Origin of the sequence: Variovorax atrisoli (assembly GCF_014195185.1) — a bacterium.
Classification (GTDB): domain Bacteria; phylum Pseudomonadota; class Gammaproteobacteria; order Burkholderiales; family Burkholderiaceae_C; genus Variovorax; species Variovorax atrisoli.
This window is the reverse complement of the sequence record NZ_JACIBG010000005.1, coordinates 14,896-36,583: the sequence shown is the minus strand read 5'-3', so window position 1 is coordinate 36,583 and position 21,688 is coordinate 14,896. Positions and strand designations below refer to the sequence as shown.

The following is a 21,688-nucleotide window of genomic DNA, read 5'->3' as shown; positions in this document are numbered from 1 at the left end:
CTCAGCTCCTCGAACGGATCGCGAACAGCCCGTTGGGCCGGAAGTACAGCACCACGATCACCAGCAGCAGGATCGTCGCCTTGGCCATCGAGCCGCTCATCAGGTACTCGAGCCAGGTCTGCGACTGCGCGATCGAGAAGCCCGAGAGAGCGGTGCCCACCAGGCTCTGCACGCCGCCGAACACCACCACGATGAACGAATCGACGATGTAGAGCTGCCCCGTGCCCGGGTTGGTGGAGCCGATCATGGTGAACACCGCGCCCGCGATGCCCGCGAGGCCGGAGCCCAGCGCGAAGGTCATGGCGTCGACGCGGTGCGTGTCGATGCCCACCGCGCCGGCAATCGCACGGTTCTGCGTCACCGCGCGCACCTTGAGTCCCCACGGCGTGCGGTACAACAGCAGGTAGACGCCGGTCGCCACCAGCGCCGTGAGCCCGACGATGAAGATGCGGTTCAGCGGCAGCTGGATTCCCGCCGTCGGCTCCCACGCTCCCGCGAGCCACGAGGCCAGCGGCACGCTCACCTCCTGCGCGCCGAAGATCGAGCGGTAGGCCTGCTGCAGCATCAGGCTCAGGCCCCAGGTGGCGAGCAGGGTGTCCAGCGGCCGGTCGTAGAAGAAGCGGATGAAGCCGCGCTCCAGCACGTAGCCGAACGCGAAGGTCACGGCGAACGCGAACGGAATCGCGGCGAACAGGTACAGGTCCATCAAGCCCGGCGCGAAGTGCTCGAAGAAGCGCGCGGCCAGGTAGGTCATGTAGGCGCCCAGGGCCATCAGCTCGCCGTGCGCCATGTTGATGACGCCCATCAGGCCGAACACGATGGCCAGCCCGATCGCCATCAGCAGCAGGATGGTGAACAGGCTCACGCCGTTGAACACCTGCATCACCGCGATGTCGAAGTTCATCGCGTTCAGACCTTCGGGAAGGGGTTGGGCTCGACGAGCTGGGGCGATTCCCACACGATGTCGAATTGGCCGTCGGGCCGTGCCCGGCCCACGCGCACCTTCTTCCATACGTGGTGGTTGGTGGCGTGGATGCGCACCGTGCCTTCGGGCGCCTCGATCTCCACGCCGGCCGCGGCCGCCGTGACCTTGTCGACGTCGAAGGACTTCGCCTTCTCCACCGCCAGCTTCCAGAGGTACACGCTGTTGTAGGCCACCTCCATCGGGTCGCCGATCACGCGGTCCTGGCCGTACCTGGCCTTGAAGGCCTTCACGAACTTCTCGTTGGCCGGCGACTTGATGCTCTGGAAGTAGCCCATGCAGGCGTAGTAGCCCGCAGCGTTGTCCTTGCCGATGCCGTCGATCTCGTTCTCCGACACCACGGTGGACAGCAGCACCTGCTTCGCGCCGTCGAGGCCCGCCGCGCGCAGCTGCTTGTAGAAGGCCACGTTCGAGCCGCCCACCACGGTGCTGTAGATGCAGTCGGGCTTGGCGGCCTTGATCTTGTTGATGATCGACGAGAACTCGGTATGGCCCAGCGGCGCGTACTCTTCGCCGAGCACCTTGCCGCCGGCCTTGGTGATGGCCGGCTTGGCGATCTTGTTGCAGGTGCGCGGGTAGATGTAGTCGGAGCCCACGAGGAAGAAGCTCTTGCCCTTCTCGCGCGCCATCCACTCGACCGCCGCGATCACCGACTGCGTGGCCTCCTGCGATGGATAGAACACGCGCTTGTCCTGTTCCTGGCCTTCGTAGTAGGTCGGGTAGAACAGCAGGCCCTTGGCCTGGTTGAGCACCGGCAGCAGCGCCTTGCGCGAGGCCGAGGTGTAGCAGCCGATGATGGCCGCGACCTTGTCGCGCTCCAGCAGCTTGCGGGCCTTCTCGGCGAACACCGGGTTCTCGCTGGCGCCGTCTTCCACCACGGCCTCGATCTTCCGGCCCATCACGCCGCCGGCCGCGTTGATCTCCTCGATGGCGAGCTTCTCGGCATCGACCAGCGAAGCCTCCGCGATGGCGATGGTGCCCGAGAGCGAATGCAGCAGCCCCAGCTTCACGGGGCCGCCGTCCTGTGCCGAGGCGAGGCCGGCCGCGCTGCCGGCGGCACCCAGCACCATCATCGAGCCGCCGGTCTTCACGATCTGGCGGCGGTTGAAAAGCTTCGTCATGTCAAATTCCTTTGTGGTTGTGCGAGTCATCAGGAAGATCCGACCTTCGGAACCGCGCATCGGGTGTCTCCTCCCGCGGCGCGGCCCTGCAAACGAACGCTGCGTTTCCAGTGCGCTTTTCTCCGGGCAAGGCTCCGCCACCGGATGCAGCGCATCCGTTTCGAAAAAGCACTCTTGCGGCCGAGAAAGCAAAAAAGCCCGAACCGGTGGTTAAACCGATTCGGGCTTTATTGCCCGACGCCTCGCTGGCAGCATTGGCAGCGGGTGTCGTATGACTGGTAACGATTGCTCGTTGGGGCGGATTCTTCTCAATTCACCCCGGCGCGAACATACGCTGTTTCGCTAATTGGCGAAAACGCGGCGCATGTGTTATTCGCGCTCAGCGCGGGCGCGCGTAGCCGGACTCGATCCACGCGCCGGCGCTGGTGGCGGTGAGCCTGAAGGCGGGCGACACGCTCACGCTGGCGAGCTCGCTGTCGTCGGCGTCGTCGTAGGCCGTGAGCGTGGCCGTGGGGTTGTCCTCGTCGGGAACGATGGCAAGCGCCACGCGCACGCGCCGGTCGTCGCGCGCGGTGACGGTCACGCTCTTGTTGAGCGTGGCGTGCAACTGCTGCTCGTGGCGGCGGATCACTTCCGCGGCGGTCTTCACCAGCGTGGAGAAGGCGGGGCCGTCGAGCGGCTTGGGATTCTTCTTGTCGCGGCCCATGGTCCAGGGGCCGACGAGGGCGGGCTCGGGGTCGCCGTGGCGGGTCATCTCTACGGCCCAGCCGTCGTCTTCCTCGTTCTTGATGATGCGGGCGGTCCAGCGGTCGTCGCGCCAGAGGCGGTCTTCCTGCAGGGGGAGGGTGTCGGAGTCTGTGGTCGGTTCGGTCATTCGGTTGCTGTCGTTCTGGCGCGGGGCATTTTCGCCTCGGCAGCGGGGCCTCCGATGTGGCGCGCGAGGCCTTCGGCCAGCGCATCGAAGGCGACGCGGCAGCGCGGGCTGCCGCGCAGGTCCTCGTGCATCGTGACCCAGGTGTCGAGCTGCAGCGAGAAGGCGCGCGGCATCAGGCGGACCAGCCCGGGTTCTCGGCTGGCCAGCGCCACCTGGCAGATGCCGATGCCGGCACCGGCGCGTATCAGCGCCAGTTGCGTGAGGTCGCTGTCGGTGCGCACAGAGAAGGTGTCGCGCGTGAAGCCCTTGAGCGACTTGCCCGCGTTGCGCACGAAGGCCGTGGGCTGGTCGTACCCGATCAGCGAGTGGGCGGCCAGCTCTTCGAGCTTGCGCGGCGTGCCATGGCGCGCGAGATAGTCGCGATGCGCGTGGAAGCCCAGCTCGATGTTGCCGATGCGGCGCGCCACCAGCTGCTCCTGCCTGGGGCGCACCATGCGCACGGCGATGTCGGCCTCGCGCCGCAGCAGGTCCTGCACGCGGTTGGTCGACACCAGCTCGACCTTCAGCGCAGGGTGCGTCTCGCGCAGCCTCGCGACGATGGTCGGCAGCACTTCCGCGCAGACGACCTCGCTCGCCGACACGCGCACCACGCCGCGCACGCCTTCGCCCTGGCTGCTGGCGGCGCGCTCCAGCGAGGCGGCCGTGCTTTCCATGGCCTCCGCATGCGTGCGCAGCGCCAGCGCCACCTCGGTGGGCAGCAGCCCCGTCTGCGAACGCGTGAAGAGCACGGTGCCCAGCGCCTCCTCGAGCGCCGCCACGTGGCGCCCGACCGTGGGCTGGGTGATGCCGAGGGCGCGTGCCGCGCCCGAGAGCGAGCCCTCGCGCAGCACGCTCAGGAAAGTGCGGTAGAGCTCCCAGCCGATGTTCGAAGTCATACATAAATGTATGGCCGATACCTCATGTTCGGCAATTCCAATGGAGCCGGCGCGGTTCCAGAATTCTTCCATCGGCAACAACTTCTGGAGCATTCCATGGCAAACGACACGGTCCTGGTTCTCGGCGCAACGGGCGGCATCGGCGGCGAAGTGGCCCGCCAGCTGCGCGATGCAGGCTGGCAGGTGCGCGCGCTGAAGCGCGACGCGCAGGAAGGAAAGCGCGAAGGCATCACCTGGCTGGCCGGCGATGCCATGGACGAACAGGCGGTAGGCCGCGCCGCCCGTGGCTGTTCGGTCATCGTGCATGCGGTCAACCCGCCGGGCTACCGCAACTGGTCGCAGCTGGTGCTGCCGATGCTCGACAACACCATCGCCGCCGCCAAGGCCGAAGGCGCGACCATCGTGCTGCCGGGCACGGTCTACAACTTCGGTCCCGACGCCTTCCCGCTGCTGGCCGAGGACTCGCCGCAGCGCCCGCTCACCCGCAAGGGCGCGATCCGCGTCGAGATGGAGCGGCGCCTGGAAGAGGCCAGCCGCCAGGGCGCGCGCGTGCTGATCGTGCGTGCCGGCGACTTCTTCGGCCCGAAGGCGGGCAACAACTGGTTCTCGCAGGGGCTGGTGAAGGCGGGGCAGCCCGTGCGGGCCGTGAGCTATCCCGGCAGCGCCGGCGTCGGCCACCACTGGTCGTACCTGCCCGACGTGGCGCGCACCATGGTCGAGCTGCTCGCGCGGCGCGACCGGCTGGAGCCCTTCGCCCGCTTCCACATGGCCGGCCACTGGGACGCGGACGGCACGCGCATGAGCGATGCCATCCGCAAGGTGGTGACGCGTCGTACCGGTGCCAGGGTCGGCGTGTCGGCCTTCCCGTGGTGGCTGCTGACGCTGGCTTCGCCCTTCGTCGTCACCTTCCGGGAAATGCGCGAGATGCGCTACCTGTGGCGCACACCGGTGGCGATGGACAACGCGAAGCTGGTGGCCTTCCTCGGCCGCGAGCCGCACACGCCGCTGGAGGAAGCCGTGGAAACGGCGCTCGACGGCATGGGCTGCCTGGCTGCAGCACCGGTGGCAGCGGCCGCCTGATCGCCTGGGGCAACGGCTCAGAAGACCGAGAGCCCCGTGCGCGCCACGAAGAGTTCGAGCGCCTTCATTCCCAGCAGCGAATTGCCGGTGGCGTCGAGCGCGGGCGACCACACGCACAGCGTGAGCCTGTCGGGCACCACCGCGACGATGCCGCCGCCCACGCCGCTCTTGCAGGGCAGGCCGATGGAGAAGGCCACGTCGCCCGCCGCGTCGTAGGTGCCGCAGGTGAGCATCAGCGCATTGATGCGGCGCGTCTGCCGCTCGCCCGTGACCTCGGGCTCTCCGTCGAGGGGATGCGCCCCGTCGCGGCACAGGAAGGCGGCGGCGCGCGCGAGCTGGCGGCAGCTCATGCGCAGCGCGCACTGGTGGAAGTAGGCGTCCAGCACGGTCTCGACGTCGTTGTCGATCTTGCCGAAGCTCTTCATGAAGTTGGCCAGCGCGATGTTGCGAAAGCCGGTATCGGCCTCCGACTGCGCCACCTCGTCGTCGAAGGCGACGGGTTCGCCGCACAGGCTCGACATGAGCGCGAGGATGTCGGCCTTGGCGCTGCCGCCCGCGGCCCTGGCCTGGCTCACCAGCCGGTCGGCGACCGCGATGGCGCCTGCATTGATGAATGGGTTGCGCGGCTTGCCCTGTTCGTTCTCCAGTTGCACCAGCGAGTTGAACGGGTTGCCCGAGGGCTCGCGGCCGATGCGCTCCCACAGCGCGTCGCCCATGCGCTGCATGGCGAGCGTGAGCGTGAAGAGCTTCGATACGCTCTGGATGGAGAAGGGCGTCTCGAAGTCGCCCGCGCCGGCTTCCTCGCCCTCGCAGGTGCGCAGCGCGATGCCGAACTGCCGCGCATCGACGCGCGCGAGCGCCGGAATGTAGCTGGCGACCTTGCCGCCCTGGCCGAGCTGTGGGCGCAGGGTGGCGACGATCTCGTCGAGGACGGGCTGGAACCAGGTGGCGGTGTTGCTGCTGCTCATGCGCTGCGTTGTACCGCAGGCCGCCGGTTGACCAGCACGATGCCCAGCGCCACGCCGACCAGCGCCACGATCAGCTGCGCCGTGAGCGGCTCCTTCAGCAGCGCCACGCCGAACACCAGCGCGAACAGCGGCGTGAGGAAGGTGAAGGACGACATCTGCGTGGCCGGGTAGTGCCGCAGCAGCCACATCCACGCGAGATAACTCGCGAAGGCGCCCACCACCGTCTGCAGCCCGATGGAGGTCCAGGCCCAGGCGGAATACGAGAAGCCCCAGTGCTCGCCCAGCACCAGCGAGAGCACCGGGCACGCCGCCGCCGTGACGGCGACCTGATAGAACAGCGTCTTCTCCGCGCTGGCCGTGGCCAGGCGCGTGGTGCGCAGCGTGAGCGTGGTCAGGCCCCAGAGCATGCCGGCCGCCAGCGCCATGCCGTCGCCGATGAGCTGCGACGAACTCATGTGGGCGAAGCCCTCGCTGAAGGCCAGCACCACGCCCGAGAAGGCGATGAAGAGCCCCAGCCACTGGAAGCCGCGCAGCCGCTCGGCCGGCACCCAGCGCGGCAGCAGCAGCGAGACCCAGAAGGGCGCCGTGTAGAGGAACACCGTGAGCCGCGAGGCGCTGGTGTGCTGCAGCCCCAGGTAGATGCCAGCGAATTCGCCAGAGAACAGCAGCCCGGCCAGAAGCCCCGGCCACAGCGTGCCGTCGCGCTCGAAGAGCGGCACGCGCCGCCACACGCACCACAGCCACAGGAGCGCCGTCGCGCCGACCATGCGGATGGAAGCCTGCCACATCGGCGGTACCTCGGTCACGGTGGTCTTGATGAGGATCTGCTGCAGGCCCCAGAAGGCGCAGCAGGCGATGAGAAGGCCGACGGCGAGGCCGTCGAGATGGGTCTTGCGCTGGATCATTCGGGGCGGTCGCTCGAAACGGGGTGGCGGCGGTTGGCCGCCGAATTCATCCGATGATCGTATCGTGTCCGGGCAACCCGCGTGGGCTCACTGGGCAAATGCATCCAGCGCGGGCAGCGGCGCCTGCCGCTCGAAGCGCTGGCCGATGGCCTGCAGCGCGGCCTCCAGGAACTGCAGGAACATGCCCATGGCCACCGAGGTCGTCTGGCCCGAGCGCTGGTAGAGGCAGCTGAACGAGCGCGCGCCCGCGTCGGCCAGGCCGGTCCACACCAGCGTGCCGCGCTCCACGTCCTCGGCCACGTTCTCGGGAATGAGGAAGCCGATGCCGGTGCCTCCCGCCACGAGGCGCCGCACCATCGCGACCGAGCTGGTTTCCACCAGCGGGCGCACCTTGCGGTGCTCGCGGTGGTCGATCTGGTCGACCATGGCGCGCAGCTCGGTGTCGGGCGTCATGAGGATCAGCGGGTGGTCCAGGCAGTCGCGCAGCCGCGGCAGCTTCCCCAGCGCCGCCAGCGGGTGGCCCGGCGGCGTGACCAGCCCCAGGTGCTGCGGAAAGCTGCGGATCTCCTCCACGCCCGGCGGCGGCTTGCGGCGCAGGCAGAAGCCGATGTCCGATTCGCCGTTGGCCACCCACTTCAGGATGTTCTCGCCGCTGCCCGAGCGCACGCCGTAGGTCACGCCGGGGTAGTTCTTCATGGCCGTCTCGATGACCTCGGGCACCAGCTGCTCGGCCGAGGAATGCGGCACCGCCAGGTTGATGTGGCCGCGCCGCAGCGAGCGCAGGTCTTCCACCTGCGCCAGCGCGTTGTCGAAGTCGCGCTGCCCGCGCCGCACGGCGGCCACCATGATCTCGCCGGCCGTGGTCAGCTGCATGCCGCGCGGCAGCCGGTCGAAAAGGGGCGTGCCCACCTGCTCCTCGAGGTTGAGCACCTGCTGGTGGACCGCGGCGGCCGTGAGGTGCAGCGCTTCTGCCGCCTTGCGCACCGAGCCGCGGCGGGCCACTTCGTCGAAACAGCGGAAGGTCTGGGAGATGGCGCGCATGGTGGCGGAGTGTATGGATTTTCTATACGCGCCGTACGAAACAAACAGATTTTCCTGACGGGCGATGCGGCCTAGATTCGCACCGTCATCCAATATTCCGAGGTTCGTTCCCGTGACCACCACCACCGTCGACCAGATCACCCAGCGCCGCCGCGGCACCGGCCTGATCGCCCACGACCCGGCGCTGAGCGCCGGCGGCTACACCCTGATCGCGCCGCAGACCGACGACGGCAACGTCTACCTGGTCGACATCGAAGGCCGTGTCGTCCACCAGTGGAAGATGCCGGTGCGCCCGGGCCGCGCGGCCGTGATCCTTCCCAACGGCAACCTCGGCTACAACGGCAACCACGCCGATTCGCCCGAGATCTACCCGGCCTGGTCGCTGTGGCACGGCGGCGATTTCTACGAGGCCACGCCCGAGGGCGAGATCGTCTGGCGCTTCCAGGACCCGACCCATCACCACGACGCCCGCTGGCTGGCCAACGGCCACCTGCTGTACGCCGGCTGCGCGCCCGTGCCGGCCGGCTTCGCCGAGCGGGTGCCCGGCGGCACCGCCCACGGCCCGGACGAAACCATGTACGGCGACGTGATCCGCGAAGTCGACCGCGACGGCAGGCTCGTGTGGGAATGGAAGGCCTGGGAGCATCTTGCGCCGGAAGACTTCCCCATCCACCCCGGCTTCGGCCGCACCCACTGGCCGCTGGTGAACGGGCTCGACGTGACGGCCGAGGGGCTGGTGCTCATGAGCCTGCGCACGACCTCGGGCATCGTCGGCATCGACCGCGCCACCGGCGGCGTGAAGCTGCACATCCCGCCGTCGGTGCTGTCGCACCAGCATGCGCCCGTCGCGCTGGACAACGGCAACATTCTTGCTTTCGACAACGGCAACTTCCGCACCGGCAAGCATGTGGCGTTCTCGCGCGTTCTCGAAATCGACCCGGCCTCCAACGAGGTCGTGTGGCAGTACGCGGACGAGCTGGTCAACGCCTTCTACACCGCCTACATGGGCAGCGCGCAGCGCCTGCCCAACGGCAACACGCACGTCACCGAGTCGGCCACGGGGCGCCTGTTCGAGGTCACGCCGGCCGGCGAGGTGGTGTGGGAGTACGTGATCCCCTGGTTCGCCGAATACCCTGACGAGGCCGCGCGCAAGTACGTGCCCGGCCGCCAGAACAGCGTGTTCCAGACCTTCCGCTACACCGCGGCGCAACTTCCCTGGCTCAAGGTTTCCGCATGACGACGTTTTCTTCCTTCTCGCTTCGCCGCCTCCTGCTCGCGCTGGCCGCGGTGCTGCCCTTCGCGGCGCAGGCCGCCGACGCGCCCAAGCCGGTGCGCATCCTCAGCAACTGGTTCGCCCAGCCCGACCAGGCCGGCTACTGGCAGGCCCAGCAGGACAAGCTCGGCCGCGAAGCCGGCATCGAGATCAGCGTGCTGCAGGGCGGCCCGAAGATCCAGACCATCCCGCAGGTGGCCTCGGGCCAGGCCGAGTTCGGCATCGGCAACGCCGACGACGTGCTGCTGGCCCGCCTGCGCGGCGCGCCGGTGCGCGCGGTGTTCGCACACCTCGACTACGTGCCCTACACGCTGGTCTACCACGCCGACCCGGCCGTGAAGTCCATCGCCGACCTGCAGGGCCGCACCTTCGCGGTGAACATCGGCAATGCCTACTGGGAGTGGACGAAGAAGCAGTACAAGCTTGCGGGCACGCGCGAGATCCCGGTGAGCGGCGACCTCGGCCTGTTCCGCAACGATCCGAAGATGGTGCAGCAGGGCTACTCGCTCTTCCTGCCCGCGCGCATGGCCGCGGCCGGCGTGCAGGTGCAGCAGATCACGCTGGCCTCGCTGGGCTACCGGCCCTACGACGTGCTCTTCACCACCGACGACATGATCCGCAAGAACCCCGCGCTGGTGAAGGCCACCATCGCCGCGGTGCAGAAGGGCTGGGCCAACTACGTGCGCAACCCGCAGGGGCTCAAGCCCCTCATCACCGGCATGAACAAGCAGATGACGCCCGAGGTCTACGACGCGGCCAACAAGGAAATGATCGAGACGCTGATCTCGCACGACCTCGGCCGCATCGGCTGCATGACGGATGCGCGCTGGAGCGAACTCGCGGGCCAGTTGCGCAGCGTCGGCTTCCTGCCCGCTGGCTTCGACGCGAAGCAGGGCTACGACCGCACGCTGGTGCCGGGCTGCAACCCATGAGCGGCGCGGCCGTCGGGCTGGAGGGCGTGTCGAAGCGCTTCGACACGCGCAAGGATGGCGGGCTGCTGGCGCTCGACACGGTCGACTTCGCGCTGCGCCCGGGAGAGTTCGTCTCCATCGTCGGGCCCTCGGGCTGCGGCAAGTCGACCCTGCTGCGCATCATGGCGGGGCTGGTCGCGCCGAGTACCGGGCGCTGCACGCGGCCCGACGGCATCGAGACCGCCTTCGTGTTCCAGGAGGCCGCGCTGCTGCCTTGGCGCAACGTGGAGCGCAACGCGCAGCTGCTGATGGAGCTCGAAGGCCACCCGCCCCAAAGCTACCGCCCGCGCGCGGCCGAGGCACTGAAGCTGGTGGGGCTCGCGGGCTTCGAGAAGTCGTATCCGCACCAGCTCTCGGGCGGCATGCGCATGCGGCTGTCGCTGGCACGCGCACTCGCGCTGCGCCCCGGGCTGCTGCTGCTCGACGAGCCTCTGGCGGCCGTCGACGAACTCACGCGCGACGTGCTGCAGGAGGAGCTCTCGTCACTCTGGCGGCAGGCCGGCTTCACCGGCGTGCTGGTGACGCACAACGTGCACGAGGCGGTGTATCTCTCGAACCGGGTGGTGGTGATGTCGCCGCGGCCGGGACGCATCCTCGACGTGATCGACGTGCCCTTCGCATTCCCGCGTGCGCCCGAGCTGCGCGCCAGCGCGGACTTCGCGGCGCTCACCGGACAGGTGACGGCGGTGCTGCGCGCGCAGCATCATGCGCAGGCGGTCGCCTGAGGAAACGACGATGACGCGTTCTTCCTCATCTTCTTCCTCGCCTGCCCTGGCCTTCGCACGCAACGCCGCCCCCGTGCTGGTGGTCGCGCTGCTCGCCATCGGCTTCTGGTGGCTGCTGAGCGCCACCGTCTACCAGGGCAAGGGCTACCTGCTGCCATCGCCGCAGGAGGTCGCGGCCGCCACCGTGGAGAACGCCGCAACGCTCGCAGGTGCGACGCTCTCCACGCTGAAGGAGGCGCTGCTGGGCTACGCGCTGGCCATCGTCGTCGGCATCGCGGGCGCTGCGGTGCTGGCGCAGTCGCGGCTGCTGGAGCGCAGCCTGTATCCGTACGCGGTGCTGCTGCAGACCGTGCCGGTGGTGGCGATCGCGCCGCTCATCGTGCTCTGGTTCGGCTACAACGAGCTGTCGGTGGTGATCGTGAGCTTCATCATGTCGCTCTTCCCGATCATCAACAACACGATGCTGGGCCTGCGCTCCACCTCGCGCAATCTCGCGGAGCTGTTCGCGCTGCACCGCGCGGGCGGGCTGGTGTCGTTCTGGAAGCTGCGGCTGCCGGGCGCGCTGCCGCACATCTTCGCGGGGCTGCGCATCTCGGCGGGGCTGTCGGTGATCGGCGCCATCGTGGGCGAATTCATCATCGGCTCGGGCAATGCCGAAGGCGGGCTCGGCGTGCAGATCGTGTTCGCGCAGGGGCGCATGTACACCGCGCTGCTGTTCGCCGAGGTGATCGCGGCGACGCTGCTGGGCTTTCTCTTCTTCCTGGTGGTGAGCGCGATCGGCCGGCTGCTGCTGCGGCACTGGCACGAATCGGCGCTGGGGAGCTAGCCAGCCTCGCCGCCTTTCTCTGTCTCTATCTGGCGGATGCCACCGGATAGGGCGGCTTGCCCCGCGTGCCCGTCATCAGGTCGGGCACCACCGTCTCCACGTCGGGCACCGCGCGCGCGGCGCGTTCCAGCTTCCTGGCGAGCGCCGCGTCCGGCACGCAGCCCTGCAGGTACACCCAGCGGCGCTGGATGACCACCCAGACGCTGCCCTTCCTCACCCCCGGTACGGCCAGCAGCGCGGCGCGCACCTTGGGCGCGAGCGGCTTGTCGTAGCGGTAGGCGTTGCTGTCGGCGCACTTGCCGGCCAGCCAGCAGGTGGTGCCGCGCTCCAGCCGCGAGTGGGTCTGCAGGCGGCGCTCCTCGGTCGTATAGAACGGGCCCTCGGGCACGGCGCAGGCCGGCAGGCCCGAGGAGATCTGGAAGAACGGGTCGTCGAACCAGTTCTGCTTGACAGGTCCGTTCGCTTCCTGCGCCGTACCGGCCTGCGCGGCGAGCAGCAGGACAAGCAGGAGCGCAGGGCGAAGCGTCACAAGGGATGCTCCGTGTAGAAGCGCCCGCCGTGGAAGAGCAGCGGCGAGGCGCCTGCATCGTGCGAGCAGCGCTCCACCTCGCCCACGAAGATCACGTGGTCGCCTTCGTCGTAGCGGCTGCGGTTGAAGCACTCGAAGCTGGCTGCAGCGCCCACGAGCACCGGCGCGCCGCCCAGGCCTTCGGTGTAGGCCACGTCGGCCCAGCGGTCGATGTTCTTCGCGGCGAAGCGCTCGGCCAGCGCCTTCTGGTTGGCCGCGAGGATGTTCACCGTGTAGTGCGAGCCGGCGCTCAGCGCGGGCATCGAGCCGGCCGCGCGAGACAGGCTCCACAGCACCAGCGGCGGGGTCAGCGAGACCGAATTGAAGGAGTTGGCAGTGAGGCCGACCAGCGTGCCGTTCGCCGCGCGCGCGGTCACGACGGTGACGCCGGTGGCGAACATGCCGAGGGCTTCACGGAACTCGTCGGACGAAAAGGAGGGCGGCTGGGCCCGGCGGGGAGTGGTCACGGAAAAAGAAACAAAGGCCGGATGCGGGAGGCCCATTTTGGCTCAGCGCCCGCCGGCCTGCCCGCCGGGGCTCATCAACTCGGTCACCAGCCGGGTATAGGCGGCTGCGGCCGGGGAGGGCGTGCGTGCCGCCAACGTGACGAGGCTGTAGTGCGTCTGCATGCGCTCCAGGCCCGCCACCGGCAGGGGAACCAGCGTGTCGGTGTCGTGGCCCGGATGGCTGTGGACAGGCGCGACCGGCGCGAGAATCACCGCGCCGGCGGTGAGTGCCAGGTGCCGCAGCGTGCCGGTGTCGTCGCAGGTCACGTTGAAAACGCCGCGGTCGCCGCGCGGGGCGAGCCGGTCGAACTGCAGCGCCACCTCGGCCGGCAGGCGCGGGCCGGCGACGGGATGGTCCATGAGCTTTTCGAGGCGCACGGGCTGCGGCCTGAGCTTGAGCAGCGGGTGCTTCGGCCGCACGAAGAAGGACACCGGCAGGTTGGGCAGCCGCGCGAGCTTCAGGCCGGGCTGCTGCTTCGTCAGGTCGCGTGTGTCGGCCACGAACAGGTCGAGTTCGCGGCGGTGCAGGCGCTCGCACAGCGTGGCGGTGTCGGCCACCTCCATGCGCATCTGCAGCTGTGGATGGCGCTGCGTCATGAGCGACAGCGCGGCGCGGCCCAGCGTGCCGGCGGCAAAGGGGCCGAAGCCGACCGCGAGGCTGCCGATGGCCAACCCTTCGAGCTGCAGCACGTCGCGCGCGATCTGCTGCGCGTCGGCCAGCAGCTCGCGCGCGCGTGCCAGCACCAGCTCGCCGGCCTGGGTGAAGCGCACGCTGCCGTAGGCGCGGTCGACCAGGCGGGCCTGCAGGTTCTCTTCCAGGTTCTCGATGCTGCGCGAGAGGGCGGGCTGCGAAAGATGCACCGCCTGGGCCGCGCGGCCGAAGCTGCCCTGGTCGGCGAGGGCGACGAGATGCTGGAGCTGGCGTAGCTGCATTTTGCGTTTGAGTTAAAAAGAACGCGCATATTTTGCATTTGCCAGTGATTCGGTCGCTTCGCAGAATCGCCGGATGACTTCTTCCTTGCCAGCTTCTCCTTCGTCCTTCTCCGCCGCGCTCATTGCCCTTGCATGCGCGCTGGCCGCACCGTCCGCCACCTTCGCGCAGGCCGCGCCCAAGGCGCCCGAGCCCTCCACGCTCAAGGCCAATGCCGAGATGGCGAAGACGCTGCCGTTCGCCAACCGGCAGGACTTCGAGGACGCGATGCACGGCTTCGTCGGCACCGTGCCCGACGCGCTGGTGCCGGGCGCCGGCGTGCGCCCCGTCTGGAGCATGAAGCCCTACGACTTCCTCAAGGCGGACGCGCCGGCCGACACCGTCAACCCCAGCCTGTGGCGGCAGGCGCAGCTCAACGCGATCCACGGCCTGTTCAAGGTGACCGAGCGCGTCTACCAGGTGCGCGGCTTCGACATCGCCAACATGACCATCGTGGAAGGCGACAGCTCGCTGATCGTCATCGATCCGCTGCTGGCCGCCGAGACCGCGCGCGCCGCGCTCGAGCTCTACTACCAGCACCGCCCGCGCAAGCCCGTGGGCACGGTGATCTACACGCACGGCCACGCCGACCACTTCGGCGGCGTGAAGGGCGTCGTCGACGAGGCCGACGTGAAGGCAGGCAAGGTGCAGGTGCTCGCGCCCTCGGGCTTCATGGAAACGGCCGTGGCCGAGAACATCCTCGCGGGCAACGCGATGAGCCGGCGCTCGCAGTACCAGTTCGGCACACTGCTGCCGCCGGGTCCGCGCGGGCAGGTCGACACCGGCCTGGGCAAGGCGCTGGCGCGCGGCACCATGTCGCTGATCGCGCCCACCTCCACCATCGACAAGCCGACGGAGGAGCGCACCATCGACGGCGTGCAGTTCGTCTTCAGGCTGGTGCCGGGCTCCGAGGCGCCGTCGGAAATGCTCATGTACCTGCCGCAGTTCCGCGTGCTCAACATGGCGGAGGACGTGACGCACAACATGCACAACCTCTACACCATCCGCGGCGCGGAGGTGCGCGACGGCAACCTGTGGTCGAAGTACATCGACGAGGCCCGCGTGGCCTTCGGCGGCAAGGCCGAAGTGCTGATCGCCCAGCACCACTGGCCGACCTTCGGGCAGGACCGGATCGTCGACCTGCTGAAGAAGCAGCGCGACATGTACAAGTTCATCAACGACCAGTCGCTGCGCCTGCTCAACCAGGGCTACACCGCTGCCGACATCGCCGAGACGCTGCGCATGCCAGCGAGCCTGGAGCAGGAGTGGTCCGCGCGCGGCTACTACGGCACGCTGCGGCACAACGCCAGGGCCGTCTACCAGAAGTACCTGGGCTGGTACGACGCCAACCCCGCCAACCTGAACCCGCTGCCGCCGGTGGCCTATGCGAAGAAGACCGTCGAGTACATGGGCGGCGCCGATGCGGTGCTGGCGCGCGCCCGTGAAGACTTCGGCAAGGGCGAGTTCCGCTGGGTGGCCAGCGCGATGAGCCAGGTCGTGTACGCCGACCCGACCAACCGCGCGGCCCGCGAGCTGGGCGCCGATGCGCTCGAGCAGATGGGCTACCAGTCGGAAGCCGGTACCTGGCGCAGCGCCTACCTGGTGGGCGCGATGGAGCTGCGCAACGGCGTGCCGAAGATCGCGGGCGGCAACAGCGCCAATGCCGATTCGCTCAAGGCCGTGAGCAACGCCCTGTTCTTCGACTTCCTGGGCGTGCGGCTGAACGCCGCCAAGGCCGAGGGAAAGAAGATGGCCATCAACTGGAACTTCACCGATTCCAACGAGCAGTTCGTGCTGACGCTGGAGAACTCCGCGCTCACGCACATCGCCGGCCGCCAGCCCGACGCCGACGCCACGGTGACGCTGAACCGCGCCACGCTCGACGCGATCACGCTGAAGGAAACGAGCTTCCCGGCGGCGGTGCTCGCGGGCAAGGTGAAGATCGACGGCGACCGCGCGAAGCTGGCGGAGCTGATGTCGATGCTCGATACCTTCGAGCCGATGTTCCCGATCGTCGAGCCGAAGGCTCAGCCGAAGAACCAGTAGCAGACCGCGACGGCAGCCACCACGCCCGCCAGCTCGGCCATCAGCGCGCACGACACCGCGTGCCGCGTGCGCTGGATGCCGACCGCACCGAAGTACACCGCCAGCACGTAGAAGGTGGTCTCGGTGCTGCCCTGGATGGTGGCGGCCACCAGGGCAGGGAAGCTGTCGACGCCGTGGCTCTTCATGGTCTCGATCAGCATCGCGCGCGCCGCGCTGCCCGAGAAGGGCTTGACCAGCGCGGTGGGCATGGCGTCGACGAAGCGTGCGTCGAGCCCCGCCGCCGTCACCAGCCAGCGCAGGCCGCCGAGCGCGAAGTCGAGCGCGCCCGAGGCGCGCAGCACGCCGATGGCGCACAGCATCGCCACCAGGTAGGGCAGCAGGTTCTTCGCGATGTCGAAGCCTTCCTTCGCGCCCTCGATGAAGCATTCGTATACCTTGATGCGCCGGATGGCGCCCGCCAGCAGGAACACGACGATCACGCCGAACAGCGTGAGGTTGCCCAGCAGCGACGACAGCGAGGCGATGGCCGCCGCCGAGAGCGTGCCCAGCAGGGCCATGAAGCCGCCCAGCAGCAGCGCGCCCGGCAACAGGTAGGCCAGCACCACCGGGTCCCACAGCCGCAGCCGCTGCGCCACCGCCACCGACAGCAGCCCGACCAGCGTGGAGGCGCTGGTGGCCAGCAGGATCGGCAGAAACACCAGCGTCGGGTCGCCCGCGCCCTGCTGGGCCCGGTACATGAAGATGGTGACCGGCAGCAGCGTCAGCGACGAGGCATTGAGCACGAGAAAGAGGATCTGCGCGTTGGTGGCCGTCACAGGGTCGGGGTTCAGCCGCTGCAGCTCGCGCATCGCCTTCAGGCCGATGGGCGTGGCCGCGTTGTCCAGCCCGAGCGCGTTGGCCGCGAAGTTCATGGTGATGAGCCCCAGCGCCGGGTGCCCCGCCGGCACGCCCGGCATGAGCCTCCGGAACAGCGGCCCCAGCAGCCGCGCGAGCCAGCCGACCAGCCCTGCCGCCTCGGCGATGCGCAGGAAGCCCAGCCACAGCGTCAGCGTGCCGAACAGCAGCACCATCACCTCGACCGCCAGGCGCGCCATCGCGAACAGCGCCTCGACCAGCGCCGCGAACACCGTCGGGTCGCCGCCCACGAGCCACCGGCCCAGCGCCGCCAGTGTCGCCACCCCGAAGAAACCCAGCCACAAGCCGTTGAGCACGCTTCTTTTCCTTTTGTTTCGCTTCGATGATAGGCCCGCCATCGGGGGCCGCCGCGAGCTACAGTTCGGCCCATGCGCGCCTCCACCGTCCGCCGATTCGCCGCCTTCGCCCTGGGCGCCGCCGCCCTCTGGCTGGCGGGCTGCGCGAGCCTGCCGCCGCCGCAGCCGCGCCCGGTGGTCACGGCCTTCACCGACGTGGCGCAGACCGAGCTCGGACAGCTCGCCGCCAAGGGGACGCCCGGCGGGTCGACCTCGCTCTCGGGCTTCAGGCTGCTGCCGGAGGCAGCCTTCGCGTTCGACGCGCGCATCTCGCTCGCGCGGCACGCAGAGAAGTCGCTCGACGTGCAGTACTACCTGATCCAGAAGGACGACGTCGGCCTGCTGTTCCTCAAGGAGCTGCGCGAGGCCGCAGCGCGCGGCGTGCGCGTGCGGCTGCTGGTGGACGACCTCTACACCGGCGGCGAGGACGAGGTGTTCAGCACGCTGTCGGCCTTCCCGAACATCGAGGTGCGGCTGTTCAACCCGCTGCCCTCGCGCGCCGATTCGCTGGCGACGCGGCTGCTGTTCTCGCTGAGCGACTTCGGCCGCATCAACCACCGCATGCACAACAAGCTGCTGGTGGCCGACAACAGCTTCGCAGTCTCGGGCGGGCGCAACATCGCCAACGAATACTTCATGCGCAGCACGGCGGCGAACTTCATCGACATGGACGTGCTCTCCAGCGGCCCGGTGGTGCGCCAGATGTCCGAGGGCTTCGACCGCTACTGGAACAGCGAGCACGTGCGCCCCATCGAACAGATCGCGCCGCTGCGCATGCCCGTGGAGCAGGCGCAGAAGCGCTTCGACGAGATCGCGCGCACCGCGGTGCCCGACGTGGCCATGCACCAGCGCGACGTGCTCGACAAGTCGCCCGTGGGGCAGCAGCTCATCGCCGGCAACGTGGAGCGCTACTGGGCGCCGTCGACGCTGTTCGTGGACGACCCCGAGAAGATCACGCGCAAGGCCGACGCCGCCTACGCCGGCAGCGTGACGGAGGGCGCGCTCAGCGTCATCAATTCGGCCGAGCGCGAGGTGAAGATCGGCTCGCCGTACTTCATTCCGGGCGCGCGCGGCATGGCGATGATGAAGAAGGCCATCGACCGCGGCGGCCGCATCACGGTGGTGACGAACTCGCTGGGCGCCACCGACGAGCCGCTGGCCTATGCGGGCTACGAGCGCTACCGCGCCGACATGCTGAAGATCGGCGTCACCATCTACGAGATCGCGCCCACGCTCACCGGGCGCTCGGGGCGCTTCGGCGACTTCGGCAAGTCGATCAGCCGGCTGCACGCCAAGCTGGCGATCGTCGACGACGAGCGCTTCTTCATCGGCTCGATGAACCTCGACCACCGCTCGGCCGCGGTCAACACCGAGATCGGGCTGGTCATCGACAGCCCCGAACTGGTGAAGGACTACGACCGGCTCATGAGCGGCGAGCGCGTGAACCTCGGCTACCGCCTGCGCCTGGGCCCCGACGGCCGGCGCGTCCAGTGGCTGGAGTACGACGACGCCGGCGGCGACATCGTCCACGAGGACGAACCGGGCGAGTTCCTCTGGCTGCGCTTCAAGAACTGGCTGCTTCTGCCCATCGTGGGCGAAGAGCTGCTGTAGCCGTTCTTTTGCCTCCTGCGCTCTCCGCGCCACCCTGGCGCACCGTGGCCGTGTAATACGGATTGCACACTGGCCCTCTAGATTGCGGCGTCCCACGACACAACAACCAGAGGGATTCCCCGATGCGCACCACCCCCACCGCGGCCCCCGCGCCGCGCGCCATGCCCGACCTGCGCTGGCTTGCCGGCCTGGCCTGCACCGCCATCCTGCTGCAGGGCTGCAACGGCGGCGACAACGGCCAGTCGATCGTCCTGGGGCCGCCGGCGGCCCCAGCACCCGCTCCGGCGCCTGCGCCGGCTCCCGCGCCCGCCCCGCAGTCCGACGCCGCTTCGGCCGACGCCAACCTGCAGGCCACGTGGGTGGAGATCGGCGACAACAACGCCGCCATCGCGCGCGCCATCACCAGCTACACCGCGCCGGCCTCGGCCACCACGGCCGACGCCAATGCCGTGTGCCCGCAGATCACGGTGGACGGCAAGACGACGCGCATGACCCTGCGCGTGGCCGCCGGCACGATGGCGCTGCGCACCACCGCCAGCGACCCGGCCGATTCCAAGCCCTCCGCCTTTCCCGTGTCGGCCTGCGAGACCACGCTGCCGGCCGACGCGAAGCAGGCCGCCATCGGCACCCGCACCCTGCCACTGCCCAAGGCCGAGCCGCAGCGCGTGCTGGTGCTCGCCGACACCGGCTGCCGCCTGAAGAAGGCCGACAAGGCCTACCAGCCCTGCAACGACAGCACGGTATGGCCCTTCGCGCCGATCGCAGCCACCGGCGCCGGATTCAACCCCGACCTGGTGCTGCACATCGGCGACTACCACTACCGCGAGAACGTCTGCCCCGACGACATCGCCGGCTGCAAGGACAGCCCCTGGGGCTACGGCTGGGACACCTGGCAGGCCGACTTCTTCAAGCCGGCTGCACCGCTGTTGGCCAAGGCACCGTGGATCGTGGTGCGCGGCAACCACGAGGAATGCGCACGCGGCGGCCAGGGCTGGATGCGCTTCCTCGATCCGCGCCCGTATGCCGACAAGCGCTCGTGCAACGACCCGGCCAACGACAGCACCGGCAACTACTCCGAGCCCTACGCGGTGCAGCTGGGCACGGGGTCGCAGGTCATCGTGTTCGACTCGGCCAAGGCCGGCAAGGCGGCGCTGGCGACCAACGATCCGCAGTTCATCGCCTACCAGAAGCAGTTCCAGACCGTCGCGACGCTGGCCGCCAAGCCCGGCATCACGACCACGATGTTCACCAACCACCATCCCATCCTGGCCTTCGCGCCGGTCGCGGGCCAGACCCCGGCCTCGGGCAACCTCGCGCTGCAGTCTGTGATGGGCAACCTCAACCCCAAGGCCTACTACCCGAGCGGCGTGCACATCGCGCTGCACGGCCACGTGCACGACTTCCAGGCGCTGAACTTCGCCACCGACCATCCCGCTACGGTGGTGTCCGGCAACGGCGGGGACAACCTCGACGTGGCGCTGCCCGATCCGCTGCCCGCCGGCACGGCGCCCGCGCCCGACGTGACGGTCGACCGCATCACGCACCACAGCAGCTTCGGCTTCATGCTGATGGAGCGCAAGGCGTCGCCCGCCGTGGGCTGGACTTTCAAGGCCTACACGGTGGCGGGCAAGCTGCTCGCCACCTGCCAGCAGACCGGCCGCACGCTGGCCTGCGACAAGACCGGCTTCCTGACGCCGTGACGATGCGCGCCGGGCCGGCGATGGCGGCTGCCTGCGTAGCCTGGGCGGGCGCTGCCGCCGTCGCCCTTGCCGCGACCACTACCGTGGAGATCAACCCGGGCGGCCCGCCGAGCGTGGTCGTCGAACGCATCGGCGCCACGCCCAAGGTCTCCGCGCGCATCGATCCCACCGAGGCCACGTTCAGGCCCGACCCGGCGCTCGCCGCGCTGGGCAGGCGCATCTTCTTCGACACGCGCCTCTCGCAGCCGCAGGGCACCTCGTGCGCGAGCTGCCACGATCCGCTGCGCGCCTTCACCTCGACGCTCAACGCGGCCTCGCTGTCGGGCCCGCGCACGCCGCAGGGCAGCCGGCCGGGCCGTTTCAGCGCGCGCACGGCGCCGTCGCTGCTGTACGTGCGCTACGTGCCGCGGCGGCACTTCTACCAGGACGACGACGCGCCCTTCGCCTCGCCCTTCGGCGGCCTCTTCGCCGACGGCCGTGCCGACACGCTCGCCGAGCAGGCGCGCGGCCCGCTGTTCGACCCCGACGAGATGAACAACGCCTCGCCGCAGAGCCTGCTGCGCAAGCTGCGCGGCACCGACCTGGCTCCCGCGATGTCGCTGGCCTTCGGGCCGCGCGTGCTGCGCGACCCCGAACAGGCGGTGAAGGGCATCGGCCAGGCGCTGCAGGCATACCTGCAGAGCGACGAGATGGCGCCCTTCAGCTCCCGCTTCGACGACTACCTGCGCAAGCGAGCGCCGCTGAGCCCGCAGGAGATGCGCGGCCTCGCGCTGTTCAAGAACCCCGACAAGGGCAACTGCATGTCGTGCCACACGCTGTCGGACACGGCGAGCCGGCCGGAGCGCTCGCTCTTCACCGACTTCGGCTACGACGCCATCGCCGTGCCGCGCAACCTCGCGCTGCCGGCCAACCGCGATGCGCGCCGCTTCGACAACGGCCTGTGCCGCACGGCGGCCCGGCTGCGCTGGCCGGAGCCGAACCAGTGGTGCGGCTACTTCCGCACGCCGGGACTGCGCAACGTGGCGGTGCGCCAGAGCTTCATGCACAACGGCGTGTTCACCACCCTGCGCGAGGCGGTCGCGTTCTACGCCACGCGTTCCACCGATCCCGCCAAGTGGTACCACGGCAAGCCGACCTTCGACGACGTGCCCGCCGCCTACCGGGGCAACATCAACGTCAACTCCACCCCGATGAACCGTCGCCCCGGCACAACACCCGCGCTGACCGAGGAGGAGATCGACGAGATCAGCGCCTTCCTCGGCACGCTGACCGATGCCCCTTATGTGGCGGCCATGCCGAAGCCGGCCAAGAAGTAGCCGCCAAGGTCATCTTCCGG

General features: G+C 69.3%; 20 protein-coding genes. 9 read left to right on the top strand and 11 right to left on the bottom strand.

Going from position 1 to position 21,688, the window contains the following annotated elements:
• Window position 1 precedes the first annotated feature (1 nt).
• From urtB to FHY06_RS17925, 4 genes are all read right to left on the bottom strand, one after another.
• Entirely contained in the window at window positions 2–904 is a 903-nt protein-coding gene (urtB, locus tag FHY06_RS17940) for an urea ABC transporter permease subunit UrtB (protein ID WP_126183483.1), read from the bottom strand.
• A gap of 5 nt (window positions 905–909) precedes the next feature.
• Window positions 910–2,103 carry an urea ABC transporter substrate-binding protein gene (urtA, locus tag FHY06_RS17935; protein ID WP_145759395.1) on the bottom strand — a complete coding sequence of 398 codons (1,194 nt, stop codon included), beginning with the start codon at window positions 2,101–2,103 and terminating at the stop codon, window positions 910–912.
• A gap of 379 nt (window positions 2,104–2,482) precedes the next feature.
• The gene (locus FHY06_RS17930) at window positions 2,483–2,977 is read right to left on the bottom strand and encodes a hypothetical protein (RefSeq protein WP_126183481.1); all 495 of its coding nucleotides are present in this window, start codon (window positions 2,975–2,977) and stop codon (window positions 2,483–2,485) included.
• Window positions 2,974–3,912: a LysR family transcriptional regulator gene (locus tag FHY06_RS17925; protein WP_132756006.1), complete on the bottom strand. Its 939-nt coding sequence runs from the start codon at window positions 3,910–3,912 to the stop codon at window positions 2,974–2,976. Before FHY06_RS17925 ends, FHY06_RS17930 begins: the two co-directional genes overlap by 4 nt.
• 96 nt (window positions 3,913–4,008) lie before the next feature.
• Between FHY06_RS17925 and FHY06_RS17920 the strand changes: the two genes are divergently transcribed.
• The gene (locus tag FHY06_RS17920) at window positions 4,009–4,992 is read left to right on the top strand and encodes an NAD-dependent epimerase/dehydratase family protein (protein WP_184605937.1); all 984 of its coding nucleotides are present in this window, start codon (window positions 4,009–4,011) and stop codon (window positions 4,990–4,992) included.
• A gap of 17 nt (window positions 4,993–5,009) precedes the next feature.
• Here the strand turns inward: FHY06_RS17920 and FHY06_RS17915 are convergent, their stop codons facing one another.
• From FHY06_RS17915 to FHY06_RS17905, 3 genes are all read right to left on the bottom strand, one after another.
• Window positions 5,010–5,960 (bottom strand): glutaminase, encoded by a 951-nt coding sequence (locus FHY06_RS17915; RefSeq protein WP_184605936.1) that lies wholly within the window; start codon window positions 5,958–5,960, stop codon window positions 5,010–5,012.
• Entirely contained in the window at window positions 5,957–6,865 is a 909-nt protein-coding gene (locus FHY06_RS17910; protein WP_132756000.1) for a DMT family transporter, read from the bottom strand. The genes FHY06_RS17915 and FHY06_RS17910 overlap by 4 nt, the downstream gene beginning before the upstream one ends.
• Window positions 6,866–6,952: 87 nt before the next feature.
• Window positions 6,953–7,906, bottom strand: a complete 954-nt coding sequence (locus FHY06_RS17905) for a LysR family transcriptional regulator (protein WP_126183476.1) — start codon at window positions 7,904–7,906, stop codon at window positions 6,953–6,955.
• 112 nt (window positions 7,907–8,018) lie between these two features.
• On the opposite strand from FHY06_RS17905, the gene FHY06_RS17900 reads away from it, so the two are divergent.
• Genes FHY06_RS17900 through FHY06_RS17885 form a run of 4 tightly spaced genes read left to right on the top strand, consistent with a single transcriptional unit; the run spans window position 8,019 to window position 11,701 of the window.
• Window positions 8,019–9,143, top strand: a complete 1,125-nt coding sequence (locus FHY06_RS17900; RefSeq protein WP_019653490.1) for an aryl-sulfate sulfotransferase — start codon at window positions 8,019–8,021, stop codon at window positions 9,141–9,143.
• Window positions 9,140–10,111 (top strand): ABC transporter substrate-binding protein, encoded by a 972-nt coding sequence (locus tag FHY06_RS17895; RefSeq protein ID WP_184605935.1) that lies wholly within the window; start codon window positions 9,140–9,142, stop codon window positions 10,109–10,111. The genes FHY06_RS17900 and FHY06_RS17895 overlap by 4 nt, the downstream gene beginning before the upstream one ends.
• The gene (locus tag FHY06_RS17890; RefSeq protein ID WP_019653488.1) at window positions 10,108–10,875 is read left to right on the top strand and encodes an ABC transporter ATP-binding protein; all 768 of its coding nucleotides are present in this window, start codon (window positions 10,108–10,110) and stop codon (window positions 10,873–10,875) included. The genes FHY06_RS17895 and FHY06_RS17890 overlap by 4 nt, the downstream gene beginning before the upstream one ends.
• A gap of 10 nt (window positions 10,876–10,885) precedes the next feature.
• Window positions 10,886–11,701: an ABC transporter permease gene (locus FHY06_RS17885; RefSeq protein WP_126183475.1), complete on the top strand. Its 816-nt coding sequence runs from the start codon at window positions 10,886–10,888 to the stop codon at window positions 11,699–11,701.
• 25 nt (window positions 11,702–11,726) lie between these two features.
• Here the strand turns inward: FHY06_RS17885 and FHY06_RS17880 are convergent, their stop codons facing one another.
• From FHY06_RS17880 to FHY06_RS17870, 3 genes are read right to left on the bottom strand one after another with little or no spacing between them, the layout of a single operon-like run.
• Window positions 11,727–12,230, bottom strand: a complete 504-nt coding sequence (locus tag FHY06_RS17880; protein ID WP_132801775.1) for a BON domain-containing protein — start codon at window positions 12,228–12,230, stop codon at window positions 11,727–11,729.
• Entirely contained in the window at window positions 12,227–12,772 is a 546-nt protein-coding gene (locus tag FHY06_RS17875; protein ID WP_184605934.1) for a flavin reductase family protein, read from the bottom strand. Before FHY06_RS17875 ends, FHY06_RS17880 begins: the two co-directional genes overlap by 4 nt.
• 6 nt (window positions 12,773–12,778) lie before the next feature.
• Window positions 12,779–13,708, bottom strand: coding sequence for a LysR family transcriptional regulator (locus tag FHY06_RS17870; protein ID WP_184605933.1), 930 nt, complete (start codon window positions 13,706–13,708; stop codon window positions 12,779–12,781).
• A 73-nt stretch (window positions 13,709–13,781) separates the two neighbouring features.
• Between FHY06_RS17870 and FHY06_RS17865 the strand changes: the two genes are divergently transcribed.
• The gene (locus FHY06_RS17865; protein ID WP_184605932.1) at window positions 13,782–15,791 is read left to right on the top strand and encodes an alkyl/aryl-sulfatase; all 2,010 of its coding nucleotides are present in this window, start codon (window positions 13,782–13,784) and stop codon (window positions 15,789–15,791) included.
• On the opposite strand, the gene FHY06_RS17860 is transcribed toward FHY06_RS17865, so the two are convergent.
• A complete protein-coding gene (locus tag FHY06_RS17860; protein ID WP_184605931.1) occupies window positions 15,773–17,002 on the bottom strand; it encodes a spore maturation protein in 1,230 nt (409 codons plus the stop codon). The two genes, FHY06_RS17865 and FHY06_RS17860, sit on opposite strands and share 19 nt — an antisense overlap.
• A gap of 72 nt (window positions 17,003–17,074) precedes the next feature.
• On the opposite strand from FHY06_RS17860, the gene FHY06_RS17855 reads away from it, so the two are divergent.
• The 3 genes from FHY06_RS17855 to FHY06_RS17845 all read left to right on the top strand — a co-directional run bounded on the left by FHY06_RS17855 (window position 17,075) and on the right by FHY06_RS17845 (window position 21,668).
• A complete protein-coding gene (locus FHY06_RS17855) occupies window positions 17,075–18,652 on the top strand; it encodes a phospholipase D family protein (protein ID WP_126183469.1) in 1,578 nt (525 codons plus the stop codon).
• 122 nt (window positions 18,653–18,774) lie between these two features.
• Window positions 18,775–20,352, top strand: coding sequence for a metallophosphoesterase (locus tag FHY06_RS17850; protein ID WP_019653480.1), 1,578 nt, complete (start codon window positions 18,775–18,777; stop codon window positions 20,350–20,352).
• A 2-nt stretch (window positions 20,353–20,354) separates the two neighbouring features.
• Entirely contained in the window at window positions 20,355–21,668 is a 1,314-nt protein-coding gene (locus FHY06_RS17845; protein ID WP_184606174.1) for a cytochrome-c peroxidase, read from the top strand.
• Window positions 21,669–21,688: the final 20 nt, after the last annotated feature.

Bases quoted from the DNA above. Each gene is read 5' to 3' on its own strand.
- urtB (WP_126183483.1), bottom strand. From the start codon at position 904: ATGAACTTCGACATCGCGGTGATGCAGGTGTTCAACGGCGTGAGCCTG.
- urtA (WP_145759395.1), bottom strand. From the start codon at position 2,103: ATGACGAAGCTTTTCAACCGCCGCCAGATCGTGAAGACCGGCGGCTCG.
- FHY06_RS17930 (WP_126183481.1), bottom strand. From the start codon at position 2,977: ATGACCGAACCGACCACAGACTCCGACACCCTCCCCCTGCAGGAAGAC.
- FHY06_RS17925 (WP_132756006.1), bottom strand. From the start codon at position 3,912: ATGACTTCGAACATCGGCTGGGAGCTCTACCGCACTTTCCTGAGCGTG.
- FHY06_RS17920 (WP_184605937.1), top strand. From the start codon at position 4,009: ATGGCAAACGACACGGTCCTGGTTCTCGGCGCAACGGGCGGCATCGGC.
- FHY06_RS17915 (WP_184605936.1), bottom strand. From the start codon at position 5,960: ATGAGCAGCAGCAACACCGCCACCTGGTTCCAGCCCGTCCTCGACGAG.
- FHY06_RS17910 (WP_132756000.1), bottom strand. From the start codon at position 6,865: ATGATCCAGCGCAAGACCCATCTCGACGGCCTCGCCGTCGGCCTTCTC.
- FHY06_RS17905 (WP_126183476.1), bottom strand. From the start codon at position 7,906: ATGCGCGCCATCTCCCAGACCTTCCGCTGTTTCGACGAAGTGGCCCGC.
- FHY06_RS17895 (WP_184605935.1), top strand. From the start codon at position 9,140: ATGACGACGTTTTCTTCCTTCTCGCTTCGCCGCCTCCTGCTCGCGCTG.
- FHY06_RS17890 (WP_019653488.1), top strand. From the start codon at position 10,108: ATGAGCGGCGCGGCCGTCGGGCTGGAGGGCGTGTCGAAGCGCTTCGAC.
- FHY06_RS17885 (WP_126183475.1), top strand. From the start codon at position 10,886: ATGACGCGTTCTTCCTCATCTTCTTCCTCGCCTGCCCTGGCCTTCGCA.
- FHY06_RS17875 (WP_184605934.1), bottom strand. From the start codon at position 12,772: ATGGGCCTCCCGCATCCGGCCTTTGTTTCTTTTTCCGTGACCACTCCC.
- FHY06_RS17870 (WP_184605933.1), bottom strand. From the start codon at position 13,708: ATGCAGCTACGCCAGCTCCAGCATCTCGTCGCCCTCGCCGACCAGGGC.
- FHY06_RS17865 (WP_184605932.1), top strand. From the start codon at position 13,782: ATGACTTCTTCCTTGCCAGCTTCTCCTTCGTCCTTCTCCGCCGCGCTC.
- FHY06_RS17855 (WP_126183469.1), top strand. From the start codon at position 17,075: ATGCGCGCCTCCACCGTCCGCCGATTCGCCGCCTTCGCCCTGGGCGCC.
- FHY06_RS17850 (WP_019653480.1), top strand. From the start codon at position 18,775: ATGCGCACCACCCCCACCGCGGCCCCCGCGCCGCGCGCCATGCCCGAC.
- FHY06_RS17845 (WP_184606174.1), top strand. From the start codon at position 20,355: ATGCGCGCCGGGCCGGCGATGGCGGCTGCCTGCGTAGCCTGGGCGGGC.